This is a genomic window from Chitinophaga sp. CF118 (genome assembly GCF_900112615.1).
Classification (GTDB): domain Bacteria; phylum Bacteroidota; class Bacteroidia; order Chitinophagales; family Chitinophagaceae; genus Chitinophaga.
In genome coordinates this window covers 330,386-346,189 of record NZ_FOMK01000002.1, presented here as the reverse complement: position 1 = coordinate 346,189, position 15,804 = coordinate 330,386, and the positions used below count along the sequence as shown (strand labels likewise).

12 protein-coding genes are annotated in these 15,804 nt (G+C 38.0%); 11 read left to right on the top strand and 1 reads right to left on the bottom strand.

Translation table 11 applies throughout. The features are described 5' to 3' along the window. Positions 1-96 precede the first annotated feature (96 nt). From BM176_RS09665 to BM176_RS09620, 10 genes are all read left to right on the top strand, one after another. Entirely contained in the window at positions 97-3,324 is a 3,228-nt protein-coding gene (locus BM176_RS09665) for an RHS repeat domain-containing protein (RefSeq protein ID WP_090102261.1), read from the top strand. A gap of 19 nt (positions 3,325-3,343) precedes the next feature. Next, complete coding sequence (locus BM176_RS09660; RefSeq protein ID WP_218162173.1) at positions 3,344-7,756, top strand: DUF6443 domain-containing protein; 4,413 nt, start codon at positions 3,344-3,346, stop codon at positions 7,754-7,756. A gap of 1 nt (position 7,757) precedes the next feature. Next, positions 7,758-8,261: a hypothetical protein gene (locus BM176_RS09655; protein ID WP_090102259.1), complete on the top strand. Its 504-nt coding sequence runs from the start codon at positions 7,758-7,760 to the stop codon at positions 8,259-8,261. 413 nt (positions 8,262-8,674) lie between these two features. Further along, entirely contained in the window at positions 8,675-9,298 is a 624-nt protein-coding gene (locus BM176_RS09650) for a tail fiber protein (RefSeq protein ID WP_090102258.1), read from the top strand. A 767-nt stretch (positions 9,299-10,065) separates the two neighbouring features. Continuing rightward, positions 10,066-10,284, top strand: coding sequence for a hypothetical protein (locus BM176_RS32150; RefSeq protein ID WP_143097765.1), 219 nt, complete (start codon positions 10,066-10,068; stop codon positions 10,282-10,284). A gap of 475 nt (positions 10,285-10,759) precedes the next feature. Next, complete coding sequence (locus BM176_RS09640) at positions 10,760-11,650, top strand: hypothetical protein (protein WP_090102255.1); 891 nt, start codon at positions 10,760-10,762, stop codon at positions 11,648-11,650. A 181-nt stretch (positions 11,651-11,831) separates the two neighbouring features. Continuing rightward, positions 11,832-12,113: a hypothetical protein gene (locus BM176_RS09635; RefSeq protein WP_090102253.1), complete on the top strand. Its 282-nt coding sequence runs from the start codon at positions 11,832-11,834 to the stop codon at positions 12,111-12,113. A gap of 17 nt (positions 12,114-12,130) precedes the next feature. Beyond that, positions 12,131-12,496: a hypothetical protein gene (locus tag BM176_RS09630; RefSeq protein WP_090102251.1), complete on the top strand. Its 366-nt coding sequence runs from the start codon at positions 12,131-12,133 to the stop codon at positions 12,494-12,496. A gap of 206 nt (positions 12,497-12,702) precedes the next feature. Further along, positions 12,703-13,044 carry a hypothetical protein gene (locus BM176_RS09625; RefSeq protein WP_143097764.1) on the top strand — a complete coding sequence of 114 codons (342 nt, stop codon included), beginning with the start codon at positions 12,703-12,705 and terminating at the stop codon, positions 13,042-13,044. 44 nt (positions 13,045-13,088) lie between these two features. Then, positions 13,089-13,685 (top strand): hypothetical protein, encoded by a 597-nt coding sequence (locus tag BM176_RS09620; RefSeq protein ID WP_090102247.1) that lies wholly within the window; start codon positions 13,089-13,091, stop codon positions 13,683-13,685. A gap of 113 nt (positions 13,686-13,798) precedes the next feature. Here BM176_RS09620 and BM176_RS09615 read toward each other — a convergent pair whose 3' ends face one another. Continuing rightward, positions 13,799-14,569, bottom strand: coding sequence for a porin family protein (locus tag BM176_RS09615; RefSeq protein ID WP_090102245.1), 771 nt, complete (start codon positions 14,567-14,569; stop codon positions 13,799-13,801). A 427-nt stretch (positions 14,570-14,996) separates the two neighbouring features. Between BM176_RS09615 and BM176_RS09610 the strand changes: the two genes are divergently transcribed. Next, positions 14,997-15,761: a carbonic anhydrase family protein gene (locus BM176_RS09610; protein ID WP_090102243.1), complete on the top strand. Its 765-nt coding sequence runs from the start codon at positions 14,997-14,999 to the stop codon at positions 15,759-15,761. Positions 15,762-15,804: the final 43 nt, after the last annotated feature.

The window sequence follows — 15,804 nt, the reverse complement described above, 5'->3', positions numbered from 1 at the left end:
AATTAATCCTGTAGTATTCTTTATCAGATCAAACAGGAGAAACGTATCGAACAACTGGAAACAGAAAAAATAGCGCTATACCTAAAAAGGATTTTAATGAAAAAATTAAGATATGGACTTTTGTTCCTCTTACTGCTAAGTAAAAGTGTCTTTGCACAAGAGGGTGACTTAAACCCCACAAAATTTAATGTAATACCTCCGGCACCAAATGCAGCTGCTTTGGGTAAGTACGGAGACATTCCGGTAAGTCTGAGTAACGGGCTGCCAAACATCTCTGTACCGCTTACGAAAATCGTCGCAGGAGGTGAATTTAACATGAATATTGATCTTTCGTATCATGCCTCTGGTATGCTTGTAGAGGAAGTTGCTACCTATGTAGGTTTAGGATGGTCGCTCAATGCCGGTGGTGCAATCACCCGTGTAATAAAAGGTAAACCGGATGAAGGAGGGTATGTGGGACAGAATGGCTACAGTCAGATTCCGCTGGGCTGGCAAACGGATGCAGTGGATTCGACCTATGAACGGTTTAGGCTCTCTGCTGATGGTACGCATGATACACAACCGGATGAATTTTCATACAATTTTGGTGGAAACGCAGGCAAATTTGTATTTGGTGCTAACTATACTGCTAATACGATGCCTTACCGTAATATAAAAATTGAGGCGAAGTTTGACCTTGGAAATATGTATTTCACCATAACGACTGATAATGGCACGATCTACATTTTTAAAGCCGCTGAAATTACGGAAACTGTAATGGCTTGCTCGATAGAAGAAAGTGAATCCATCAACAGTTGGTATCTGACATCGATTATTTTGCCACAGTCTAAGCGCAGGATAGAATTTACCTACATCTCTGATCCAAGTTTTTCGGTAGAATCAACTTCGCAGACGTTAACAACATTGAACACCCTTATGCCGATAGATCCCTTAGTAGGCTGCCCAACCAGCCCTTTTCAACCGGTTCTTAAAGGTTGTATTGCGACTAGAACTACGCAGCAGGCTAAAGTTAAACGAATTGATTATCCTGGTGGCAGGATTGATTTTAATTATACTTTCCAGCGTTTAGATATTTCGAATACTGTAAATGATATTTTTTACGCGTTAGGATCTGTAGTGGAATCTGCATTGCTGAATGGAACCTACAATCCCGTAAAACGTTTTACATTTGATTATAACAATTTGGACCGCTTGCAGCTCAAACAGGTTAATAATACAGATATTTATGGGAATACGATTTCCTCTTACAAAATAACCTACAATACCGCTCATGGTTTTCCGCCCCTGGATTCTAAAGACAAGGATCACTGGGGTGGTTACAATGGTGCTGGTAATACCACCCTGATAACAGGCAGTTCCAATACAGACGGGGCAAACCGGGAACCTGATGCTGATTATATCCAAACCGGGATCATCCAAAAAATCGAATTTCCTACAGGAGGATATTCAACATTTGAATTTGAGAATAATACTTATGGCAGGTTTAATGTGAACGAGTTTGTTCATGATCCTGTGTATCAAATCTTAACGGCCGCAAAGGAGATCAGGACGGGTTATTACTCCTCAACAATCATTTATCCTAATTATGCATCGGATAGCGTCTCCTTCACGCTTGACAGCGCACAGTCGATCATCACAGATGTTACCTTGCAAGCTTGTTGTGGTAACTATGCCCGCATTTCGTTGAAAAATTTATCAGACAATACCCTTATTTCAATTCCGTCAGGACACAATTATACAGCTCTGGATGCAGGGCAATACCGGATGTATATTGAATCCGGTCATGATGAACCTACTGCTAACTATGAAAAGGTTCAGTTAAACCTTAAATATAAACACATAACGGGCTATACCAGTATTGCGAGAGGCAGTGGTTTGCGCATAAAAAGGATAACCAGCTATGATGGCATTAGTCATAATAATGATATTATAAAAACCTATCTGTATCGCTTTGGTAATGATTCTACCCGATCTACCGGTTGGTTATATACTAAACCTGATTATGAATATAGTTTTACAAAGATGTGTAAGCCTGTAACCAGTACTGGTAGTTTTCAGGAATATCCTTGTCCTACGAAGATCAAGAGTTCTTCTGCAAATAATGAAATGATGTACTCGCACGGATCAAGTATCAATTATCAGGAAGTAGTGGAGGCCACTAAGAATAATAATGAAAACGGAAGTACGCGGTATGTCTATTATCTATCCAGTGATGCCAATGCATATGTTAGTTATCCCTTCGCTCCGTTTACCAATAATTATCCCAGCAACGGTATGGAAGCAAAGAAACTGGTATACGACAACATGGGGAAATTGCTTAGGAAAACAGAAACGACTTATGAAACGTACCTGAAAGGCTCAATACTGGGCTGGAAGGCGGCTTATACGCATAAAGGTTTGTATGGAGTGGGTGCAAGTTTGGAGAGCTTTCTTTCAAGAAAGTACTACTACAACAGCTTTGCCGCTGTACCCCAATCGGTTAAACAGACAGAATATTTTGGCACGGATTCCATTGTCAGTATAACTGATATGACTTATGATAATAAACAGCATTATCAGCCTACCAGAATCCATAAGATCAATTCCAAAGATGATGATTTGTGGATCTATAACAAGTATCCTACGGACTATACCATTCCGTCAGGTACGTTATCCTCAGGCTTATATGCTTTGAAAATGATGCAGGATAGTAATATCCACAGCACCATGATTGAGCAGTATGTTCAGCAGGTACGTGCTGGAGTGACCACTACGTTGTCTGCGGCCCAGGTACAATACAAGGCCAATATCCAGGGAGTGGTTATGGCTGGAACTTATAAACTAAAAAGGAACACTCCGTTAACGAGTTTTACGCCCACCTATATTCAGAGCAATGACCTGGTGAGAGATCCCAATTATGAGCAGGATCTGAGTTTTGATACCTATGATAGTACCGGTAATATCCTGGAGCAGCATATGGTGAATGATGTAAATGAGGTGTACATATGGGGATACAACAATCTGTATCCGGTTGCTAAGATCGCGGGCAGCACTTATACCACAGCTATCAGTTTTGTGAATATGAATGTGTTGCGTAATCCGTCTAATGATGTGCAGCTAAGAACGGAATTAAATAAAATCCGGACGGGACTGGTTTCTGCAAATGCTTTGGTCAATACCTATACTTATCAGGTAGGCGTTGGCGTAACCAGTGAAACTGATCCAAGCGGAAAGACTGTTTTCTATGAGTATGACAGGTTTGGAAGATTAAAGCTGATCCGAGATATGGATGGTAATATTCTAAAACAATTCAGCTACCAATTCACTTCACCAGTTAACCTCTAACCAGATCAAAACAAAGATTATGCGAATCATAGCTAATTTAAGCAAAGTCCTATTACTGCTGGCGTTAAGTGTCACAGTAGAGGCTCAGAATATGCCAGGCGGGCTATCACGTCCTGCGGCAATACCTGCAGCCCTTCCTTCTCCTTATACTAATGCGAGTATTAATTTTGTCCGCACCTGGGAGCCCAGTATGCCCACTTCAGATACAAATACTGTTGTTGCTACCAGTCGTACAGTTGCAGAGGTTAGACAATCTACCCAGTATGTTGATGGTTTGGGCCGTCCTTTGCAGACTGTCAACAAAGGGATAAGTCCTTCCGGAAAAGATGTGGTGTCAGCATTTGTGTATGATGCTTATGGTAGAGAACAATTGAAATACCTACCATATGTTCCGCAAACAGGCAATACAAACGACGGAAAGTTCAAGACAGATCCATTTAACAATCAGCAGGCTTTTTACCAGAATGGTACACTCAATCCTGGTATTGTAGGGGAGAGTATTTATTATAGTCAAACAGCCTATGAATCCTCCCCATTAAATCGTGTATTAAAGGCATATGCACCAGGTAATAGTTGGGCAAATGGAGGAGGGAATCACCCGGTAGAGAATCAATATCTGGTTAATGCAATAACAGATGCTGTACGCATATGGCATATAGACACAGGTTTGCCAACCACTACTGCGACTTATGCTGCCGGTGAGTTATATAAGAATGTGGTGATTGACGAATCAGGAAACCAGATAGTGGAATATAAGGATAAGGAGAACCATGTTGTTTTGAAGAAGGTGCAATTGGCAGCTACTCCGGGAACAGATCATATTGGCTGGTTGTGTACTTATTATGTATATGATGATCTGAATAATCTTCGTTTTGTAATTCCACCGTTGGCAGTTGAAAGAAGTATGATAGCTGGATGGGATGTAAGTGCCGTTGCTGATGAGTTATGTTTCCAGTATCAGTATGATGGTCGCAACCGGATGACAGTAAAAAAAGTACCCGGAGCCGGCCCAGTGTACCTTATTTATGATACAAGGGACAGGCTGGTGTTTACTCAGGATGCGAATCAACGGTTAAAGTCTCCGCAGGAATGGCTGGTTACTTTTTATGATGGATTGAACCGTCCCACTATGACGGCCATTTATAAAGCGAATACTACCCAGGCCGCGCTTCAGGCGAGCCTTAATACTGCTACATCTGGTACTCAGACTATAAGTTATGTGTTTCCTGCCACTGCCGATCTGGTATTAGGTGGTTATGATGGAAGTAGTAATTATACAGCTACTAATAGTATCATCTTTCAGGATGGTTTCGACTCAGGTATGGGTGCTGAATTTATTGCAGAGATCAATGCTGCTGCTACAGGAGGGACTACTACGATCAATGCAACCAACCCTTTGCCGGCAATATCTTCAGCTGCACTGACACCTCTCACGTTTACTTTTTACGATAATTATAATTATGCAGGAGCACTCAGTTATCAAACAGCGGATCTGGCTAAACTTCAAGCGGGCGTAAACCCTTATGCAGAAACCTTGCCTTCTGTTCCTAGTACTATGACAAATGGAATAGTAACAGGTACTAAGGTGAGAGTATTGGATACAGATCAATGGCTAACAACAACTACCTATTATAACGATAAAGGACGTGTGATCCAGGCATCTTCCGACAATGTTTCCGGAGGCAGGGATATAACTACTAATCTCTATGATTTTAGCGGGAAGGTATTAAGCAGTTATCTCCGTCATACTAATCCACGTAGTGGGGTAACTCCTAAGACTACCATACTTACAATGATGGAGTATGATGCTGCGGGACGGGTACTCAATATTAAAAAAAGGTTGAATGATGATAGTAACCAGGATAAGATTGTAGTCGCGAATAGTTATGATGAATTAGGGCAATTGAAACAAAAGCGTTTAGGAGTAACCAGTTCCTCATCACAGTTGGACACACTTAGTTATACTTATAATATCCGGGGATGGCTCCAGGGTATTAATAAGGCTTTTGTAAATACCAGCAGTACTGACAACTGGTTCGGTCAGGAGTTGAATTACGACTATGGATTCAGTACAAATCAATACAATGGAAATATTGCCGGTACTAAATGGAAAAGCAAATCCGATGGAATAACCCGTGCATATGCGTACAGCTATGATAAGGTAAATCGCCTGACAGTAGCTGATTTTACACAGCAGAATTCCACTGGTGCCACCTGGACACAGGATAAGGTAGACTTTTCAGTAAGTAACCTGGCTTACGATGCGAATGGCAATATTATAAGTATGAATCAGCAGGGTTTAATAGGAAATGCTATTAGCCCAATAGATAAACTTACTTATTCCTATCCAACTACTGGCAGTAATAAACTGTCTGCTGTATCAGATGCGAGTAATACTGCATCTTCTAAACTCGGTGATTTTAATAATGGTAGCAATACAGGAGATGATTATAGTTATGATGCAAATGGAAACCTCTTAACGGATCAGAATAAAGGGATCAGTGGTATTACTTATAATCAGTTAAACCTGCCATCCAATATCACAATCACAGGTAAAGGCAATATAAGTTACCAATACGATGCTGCCGGTATTAAACTGAAAAAAACAGTAACAGATAATACAACAAGTACTCCTAAAATAACAATTACAGACTATATCGGTGGTTTTGTATATGAGCAGGATACATTACAGTTTTTATCTCATGAGGAAGGGCGTATCCGTCCGGTATATATGACCGGTCAGCCGGTGAGTTTTACCTATGACTATTTTGAGAAGGATCATCTGGGTAATGTACGAGTAGTATTAGGTACCCAGAGTGAAAGCAATAAGTATGCAGCTACCATGGAAACAGGAGCTACTGCTACCGAGAATGCGTTGTTCACTAATATTGATAATACACGTACGGCATTGCCTGCTGGTTATCCGGCGGACAATACAACCAACCCTAATGCCTATGTTTCGAGGTTGAATGCAGTCAATGGACAGAAGATCGGGCCATCATTAGTATTGCGGGTAATGGCTGGTGATACTATTCAGTTGGGTGTAAAAGCTTTCTATAAAAGTACAGGTACCAGTACATCAGGTACTACGTCCGCTAATATGCTTACCGCTTTATTGCAGGCATTCAGTAGTTCTAGTGTGAGTGATGGTGCACATACTGCTACAGGAACTGGTTCCCCTCTTTCTACAAGTTTTAGCAGTACAGATTATGATGCATTAAAACAGAAAGATCCCACACAGAATCTGACAGACAAACCCAAATCTTATCTGAACTATGCACTGTTTGATGATAGGTTTAGCATGGTAAATGAAAACAGTGGTGTGAAACAGGTCCAGGGTAGCCCGGATCAATTGCAAACACTCGGTACAGACAGAATTGTGATAAAGAAAACAGGATTTCTGTATATTTATACAAGTAATGAGAGTGTAGAGGATGTGTTCTTTGATAATCTGGTAGTTGCTCATAATAGTGGGCCATTGATGGAGGAGACACATTATTATCCGTTTGGGTTGACGATGGCGGGGATAAGTTCGAAAGCGTTGAAAGGGGCCAATTATGTGGAGAATAGATTGAAGTATAATGGTAAGGAATTGCAAAGCGGAGAGTTTAATGATGGAAGTGGTTTGGAGTGGTATGATTATGGGGCGAGAATGCAGGACCCGCAAATAGGTAGATGGTTTGTAATAGATCCTTTAGCTGATAAGATGCGAAGATGGAGTCCTTATAATTATGCATATGATAACCCTATCAGATTTATCGATCCCGATGGAATGGATCCAGGAGATTTTTTCAATCAAAATGGGCAATATTTAGGTAGAGATGAACAAAATGATGAAAGAAGATATATTGTAACGGATGAAATACAAGCAGATAAAATAAGTAAGACTGATAAAGCAGGGGGCACTACTGCTGTTAAAGACGTTAACTCTGCTGTTGAATTACCTCCAGAAATTGTTTTATCGGAAGCATTAAATGTTTTAGACAGGACGATTAAAAATGGAGGATTGAGAGAAGAATCCTCTATCGTAATGGGAAATGGTTATATATCTAGAGCTTATACAGGACCAGAAGCTAAAATAGAAAATGATGTACAAACAGCCGAAACAAGCCTGCCCTTATTATGGCCAGGAACCTCACCAGCTCAGGCACAGGCGACCATACACTCACATCCAACAAAAGTCATATCTGATGGAGATAAGGTTTATCCACAATCGGCTAATAGTCCTTCCGATAAGGATGTAAATACATTTAAACAGTTTAACACTAATATTATAGTTGGTCCTATAGGTACTATATCAAATGTTACCAAAAATTCTGATGGAACACTCAATATTCCTAGTCGGCCAAATGGTGCAGTGATATATAGGAATAATCAGAGACCTTTAACATTAGAAAAAGTAGCCATTGAGAGGATTATTAAAAAAAAGTAATATGACTTATATAAAAGTAATTTTTTTTATGCCTGTTATTTTGGTATTGGGTTTCCTTACTAATGCGTATGGGCAAAAAGAAAGCAAGAATATTGATTTTGTACTTTTAATAAATGAAGATGTATATAATCAATACGCAAAGTTTAAACTTATAAAATACCATAATGGAAAAGAAGAAGATGTACTTGCTACTTATTGGCCAGGAAATTTATCAATTCCTATAGCTGATTATGAGAAGCTATTAAATGAAAATGCAGATTCTATTTTCTTAAGTATTAATGATGACAGGTATATTGATGGAAAGGAAAGCCATGATCAGTATATAATTGAATATAAGAAGCAATGGTTAGAAGATACTTACAATATATTGCGTGTTTATAACTTGGATAAGAAAAAATATGCGAAATTATTTAACCACACTTTAAAGGGTAAGAACTATGTATATGAATTAGATTCTCCATGTCATACGTTCAGACTTGTTCGAAAAACAAGCAATTATAAATGAAAATCCGCAGGCAACGCCTGCGGATTTTCATTTATAATTGCTTGTTTTTCAATATGGGGAGCTTTCTCATCCTGAAAGCATCTCATTACATTTTACACGTTATTTACTTTTCTCAAGCTGGGCAATGTGGTGGCAAATGTTGTGATAATGCGGTCGTGGAAAGCTTTTTCAATTTAATAAACTGCTCGGCAGTTATGTACCATTGCATTGTGATCATGATTACACAAAGATGTTATTTTAGGTTAGATAGTAAGGCCTTCTGATCAGGGTGATAATCTTTTTCATCTGTCTTTTATAAGAGCAGGACAGAATATCATTGGTATGGGATATTTGAGGAATAATGGCACTTTTGCTTTACACCAGGAGCTAATAATACGACTCCTGCCGGCATTTTTCTTACTCCCTCAGGGAATGTGGGTATTGGAGAACCTATTCCAACTGAAAAATTGATGGTGGCAGGAAATATTGCGTTATCAGGTATCGGTGCTTCTATAGGTGTTGCTCTCTATGATCACCTGACTTATGATGGTAAGTCTCAGCCTCATTATGGTATGCAATGGACAATGGACAGTTGGGCTACAGCTGGACCGACTATGTGGATGAGTTCTTATGGAGGAATGAAGTTTTTCTCAACCGGTGAGGTGAAGATGGCAATATCTACTTTTGGAAATGTTGGAATTGGAACTACTACTCCGGGTTCTTATAAACTTGCTGTTGAAGGTACGATGGGTGCCAGGAAAATTAAGGTTACATCGTCACCAGGGTGGGCGGACTATGTTTTTGAACCGGATTATAAATTAGCTTCTTTAGAAGAAACAGCGTGTTTTATAAAAGCAAATAAACATTTGCCTGATGTGCCTTCAGCCTCAGAAGTAGCAAAAGATGGACAGGATCTGGGGGAAATGAATAAGGTATTACTGCGGAAGGTGGAAGAGTTAACATTACACCTGATAGATATGAATGAAAAGAGTAAGCAGCAACAGGTATTAATTGATCAAGGACTGATTTGGCAATTTTGTTGGAGGTCAAACGGGTAAAATGTATACTAATGAATTGTTGGCTACTTTCATTAAGAAACAATGTTTGCCAGTATCTCTAAATAATCTTTGAGAATTTAACTTTCATTTGAAACAGCCTTAAAAGAGCAATGAGGCTGTCTTTTATGTTGAAATGCAAGCCCTCAAGAAAAAAGGTAAAAAAAACTTTAAGGGCTGATCTTTTAGACTGGCCTTTTATTATTCCTATAGAAAAAATATTCTCTAAGTAGACACAGGCAAGCTGCAAATTCTTGTATCATTTTTATAGGATGCCACGTGCAAACTCAAAAGAGTGGTCATATTTGCTACCACTTGGCCTGAGATGGATTTCTTGAAGGTCAGGTTGATAGGGCCGGCAGAATTGCAGCTAATAGTATACGTGAAGGTAGAACAGCTGTTTTATCAGATGCGAGAAGAAACCTTGCAAAAGCTGCTGCAGATGATCCCTCAACATTGGCAAGTACAATTTTTCCGTCGTGGGGTCATCAGTAATTGACATCATGACGGAGGCAAAGGTTAGAGTGGACGCAAAACAATTGAAATTAAATTTTAATCTACCTTCACCTACCAGAGATAATACTGTCATTAGATTACAATAGAATATGAGACCGAAAATAATTTTTTTAATCACGGGTATAGTTGGACTGATAATACTAATTCCTGTTAGTATATCTTTTAGGCTGGATAGAGAGGTATATTTAAATGGCAGGATTGTAACTGTCAAGATTGAAAAATTGCCTGTCGTTTATACATCAAAAACGGAACTTATGTTTTTCGAATTGGATGGTAAAACTTACAGTAAAGCAATAACCAGGGGTAAAAGAGATCAACTTAACATTGGAGACAGTATTAAGTTGAAATATTCACCTGAAGTGAAAAGCCATTTCTTATTCCCCGATGAGAATCCTACTTATGTTGGTTATGCCTTAATTTTTGGCGTACTGTTTATGTCAATTGGGTTGTTCTATTATGCTTTTAAGAAATAGAAATTCCTCTTTTAATACCATATCAGGATATAGTTATTTTACTATGTCCTGGTATGGTACCTTTTTTATTCAGAGGAGGCTTCTTATAATGTAAAGATGTTAGATGGATTGATAGAGAGAAATGGTTTTGAAAAACAGCAGGTTAAAGCGGTGAATGCCTCCAGATCGAGGATAGCCAACATTAAGGCCTACGATGGATTGTCCTCAATGTCAGGTTAATGCAAATGAGTTAGCCAATTTTATTGAACATCTTTCTGTCTGGGATGGCAGTAAAAAAGGCAGCCTTAACTTTGTTGAGGCTTTTTTTTACGCAAATAGAATACGTAATGAGTCTGTAATGTTGATGGAGAAATATAGATACTTTTGCAGAATATTGAATGTTAGATTTACCTCTATACTTTTATAAAATAGTGTGATTTACCATTTAATATACTTATCATGAAATATATACCATTGAAATTTTTTAATTAATAAAATGAAAAGGATCACACTCATTATTGCTGCCGGATTGTTTGCTTCCGGTGCAATTGCACAAAGAACCAATATTATTGACTCTACCGGCAATGTTGGAATTGGTACACTTACGCCCTCTGCTCTTCTGAACGTAGACCCACATGGAACTGGAGGCATTGTTATTGGCAATCCCAGCTCTGGCAGTGGTGGATATACTTCCGTGTTATTAGGCATTTCTGCCGATAAGAGCGGTTATGGTACTTTACAGATTGTCAAAGCCTCCGGCAGTACTTACGGAGATCTTTCTATAAACAACAGTGGAGGTAATGTAGGCATCGGCAATATTGCACCCGTTGAAAAATTGGATGTTACAGGTAATCTCCATGTTAGTGGAAGAATTTATAGCGATAATGACCAATTTAATACTGATGGTGGCCTCGAGTTAGGCTCTCCTATCACTGGCGCAGCAGCATTCCCATATATAGATTTCCATTATGGTACAGGTACTCCACAAGATTATAATGTAAGGATCCATAATTACACTGATAATTCACTGGCAATATTTACACCCTCATCAGCTGATGCGTTACTAAGAGTGATTGGAAACATCGTCGCTAAAAAACTACGTATTACGCAAACACCGTGGGCAGATTTTGTATTTGCGGATGATTATAAGTTACCGCCTCTGATGGAAGTAGAAAATTATATTAAGTCAAACAAACACCTACCAGAGATTCCTACTACCAAAGAGGTGGAAAAAGATGGAATTGATGTAGGAGAGATGAATAAGAAGCTGTTGCAGAAAGTGGAGGAACTTACCTTATACCTGATCCAGCAGCAAAAGATAAATGAAGAACAAAATAAACGTATTAACCAACTGGAAGAAACTATTAAAGAAGGTTGTGTTCTTTGATAATCTGATTGTACCAAACTAAATCTGAAAACGGAAGGTAGCATTAGGCAACGTATGGAATTAACACGACCTAAATCAGGTCTATATTAATCAGAAGATTATTGAAATAATCCAGTCTGCGCAAGGAATTGTTGAAATTGGAAAATTACAAAGGATTAAATAATTACAAAATAATAGAAGCATGAAAGAAAATCCATTTGCTTTTAAAAATCTATTCTGGGCATATACATTCGGATCAATGCCATTTATGCTATTGGGATCATTTTTATCTCTGTTTAATGTTGTTCCCGTTTACTTTAATAATGAACCTCATTATGGATTTGAAGGATTTATAATTATGATTTTATTTATTCCTTTTTTTGGCCTTATTATGGGATTTGTAAATTGGATCTATTTGAATTTTGGAAATTATCTATATAGAAAAACCTTTAAATTAATTCGAAGAGATCAAACAGGGTCCTAATTTTTTAAAGAAATATCGTGATCAAATACTATTGTTTTTTTATAGCTGTTTTATCGCTTACCGCCTGTGTAAACAAGCGGGATAAGAGTGATTTTAAAAGTAGTTTTCAACCTTGTGATAATAATCTAAGGATTGAGCGATTTACGGTTTTTGGTAGTGGCGCATTTGGCGGAGACCTCTTGTCAGCTTATCTTACTGATTCAACAAACTTCAGAATGTATATCGGGACATTTGATGATGCGCAGGGTGGTTATTTTTGCGAATGCCATGGAGACACTATTGTTGTTAAGGAAATGAAGACAACAGATTCTGGATACAGAAAAATCGCAGGAACAAGAATTTTTAGTCTGAAAGAACTGAAGAAACAGGGGAAATTTGAATAGCCAAACAGAGATGACACACTTAAAGGAACAGAAATTGTAATTAATTTCGGATAACCCTTCAGGGAATATTCTTATAATCGAATAACAGATACCCGTACTTATATCGGTGCTGTTGTTTTAACTTATAACTGTCGCATTTCTGCAACGACTTCTTTGTGAAATTAAAGAGTAAGAATGTGGTTCGGGACATAAATAAATCTGTAAATATGTTGAAGAACAAAAGTGTTAAATGGGGGCTAGTCCCAATAATAATTATCACGGTTATAATTCTTATATGGCTTCTTTATTGTTTAGAGAATATGTTTATTTTACCTGCTGCAATACAAGCAGATGAAATAATGGCAGTTAAAGATGGTTATTTAGACGCAGAGTATATTACTAAATTTGCCATTTTGTCATCATTGAGATTGACCATTGCTTTATTGATTGCGTATTTGCTATTTGTCTCTTATCTCTTCATTGCAAAGAAGAAATGGTGGATCGAAACAGTAATTAGTTATACTATTATACTTGTTCTGTTTGTAATATTTAATCGTTATTTGAAATAGAGAGTGACTGTTCAATTGGAATGGAGAAGTTTAAATTTTCGTAAATGGCAATTATGCATTTTTATCTGTGTATCGCCAGCCTTTTAATAAAGGCTGATGATATTAATATTGATAGTTTATTTTACAAATGGAATAAAGCTACTCTCCGGTCATTAGAGAATAGTTTGAGTAATGCTGCAATTGTTGGAGAGAAAGAACTATATCAGAACCGGCTTGAGGCTGAACCTGTATACTGGGATATTGAGACTGACAGCATGAACAAAGAGTCCATAAGATGGAAATTTCTTGAACAGATCTGCAAGGAGTTTAATCCTGAGAATAATAACTGGACGGTAGTAGAAGTTGTGAAAAGTGGGGAAGTCGTCAGAATTATAAATTACCTAATATGTTATGATAGTTCAGGTGCGAAAATTATCACTTACAGATACCTGATCGGTGGATGGAGCAGGGTAGAGGAACGATATGCAGATATAAAAATGAGAGATCTTGCACTGACAACGGCAAGGGTGTCGTTTGAATCGGGAAGTAATAATTATGATGCAATAGTCACCAACTTTAAGTCTGGATCAATCTTACAATCGGAATACTTTCTTAATTCAACCTTATCAGAAAAAAGTAAAATTGTAAGTATAATTAATTAAAAGCGAGATTCACCCTTCTTATACTCATACAATTATGGCATCCTTAACAAGCTGAAAAAGATGAGGGTTTCCAATGGTTTAAACATAACAATACCTGGAGGCGGATCCTGGAGTTACCTCTGGCAAATCTCAAATGCATATCCCACCACCACTACTGCTGCACCAGTATTATTCTTCCCGTTTACATCATCTTTCTGGATGTTCACAAACCCATAATTACCACCGCCTTCAACAAACACACTACTCTTTCCTATATGATATGCAATACCAATATGCCCGTCAATTCCGGCATTGGCTGAGTGCAGATCCTTCTTAATTTTCTCTGTCTTATCAAAGGATTGCTCACCACCAGGAAGTGCTTGCGTCTGTTGTTCATCCAGGTAAATATTGCTTTTGCCACTTGTGATATTTTTGGCAGATAATACAAAACTTACAAACGGACCGGCTGCTACATACAAGTCCCAATTATGCTTTACGAAGAAATGATATTTTGCCAGGATGGGGATCATGAGATAGTTGATTTTCGCGGTGCTTTTATAATTAGCATATAGATATTGGGGGACTTGTCCGGGAGGAAACATTGGTTGTAATTCTGCAGGAACCGAGAATGCCTGTTTGCCGTTCTTCTTACCTCCTTGTGAGCAGTATTCAATTTGCGGTTGAATGGAGAATCGTTTTGAAAGATGAAACTCTGCTTGTATAGCTGCATCTGGCCCCAGACGGGAGCCATATCCGCTGTTAATGGGATTCGCAGAACTGCCGGAAGTTAAATTGGGAATACTGAGACCAGCTTTAATACCGATATCAATTGGGGACTGAGCCATAGATTTGTTAAAGAGAGAACATATCAGCAGGAGTATAATTAAACATGGATTGCTTTTCATAATAAGAGTATTATGTGAAGGGGTGAATAATCAGGGTTGTTATAAAGTTACATGATTTACAGATGTTTCCCGCTTATACCCAATACATGATTGATAAATCGTATTGATGCTATTGAAACTATGCCATTTTATTTGCTAAGAGCTTGAGAACTAATATATTTATTTCTTATAATTTGGGCTTAGGTATTACTTTAAGGTGAATTTAATGATAATGGTTTGTTTTAAACACAACATCCTTGTACATTAGCACCTCCTAAAGTTAAAACCGCACTTAACAATGAAAGCATAGGGACAGTAGCATTAACAGTGAACATAATAACCAATCAATATTAAAATGACTGATCAACCCTGACAGTTTTGATTTCGCACAATACTATACCTGAAGAAAGAACGTATATAACATAACAGTGAAACAATAAAATAAAAAATGAGAAAGAACAATTTAATGATCCTTGTAGTTATAGGTGTGACTACTGTAATGACATCCTGCAAAAATGGAACAGCAGCAAAGCAAAATGTAAACTCCGATACTGCATCAAAAAAATCAACAGCTACGGAAATTTCTTTAAGAAAAAATGTATTAACAGCAGAAGAACAAAAGGCATTCACACCTGATTCTGTTTTACAAAATTTAAAAGCAGGGAACAAACGTTTTGTAATGAATGACCTGACCAAAAGGGATCATTCTGCTATGGTTAGAAACGCATATAAGGCGCAATACCCTAAAGCTGTTGTAATTTCCTGTCTGGATAGCCGCGTTCCCGTGGAAGATGTATTCGATAAAGGTATTGGAGACCTTTTTGTAGGAAGGGTTGCAGGGAATTTTGTAAATGAAGATTTATTGGGCAGTTTAGAGTATGGTTGTAAAGTATCCGGAGCTAAACTGATAGTGGTATTAGGACATAGATCCTGTGGTGCTATAAAGGCTGCCATTGATAATGTGAAATTGGGAAATATAACTGCAATGCTTGCCAAAATAGAACCCGCTGTAGTTAAGTCACAGGATTTTAAAGGAGAGAAAACTTCTAAGAATGATGACTTCGTAGAGTATGTTACAAAAAATAACGTTATCAATACTATTGAAACTATCAGATCTAAAAGTCCCATATTAAAAGAGATGGAAGATAAGGGCGAAATAAAAATTGTTGGGGCTTTCTATGATCTTAAAACCGGCGAGGTGATTTTTCTTTAAATGGATTTTTGCGCTACTTTTCTTATTTTGTAGGCTTAATCAA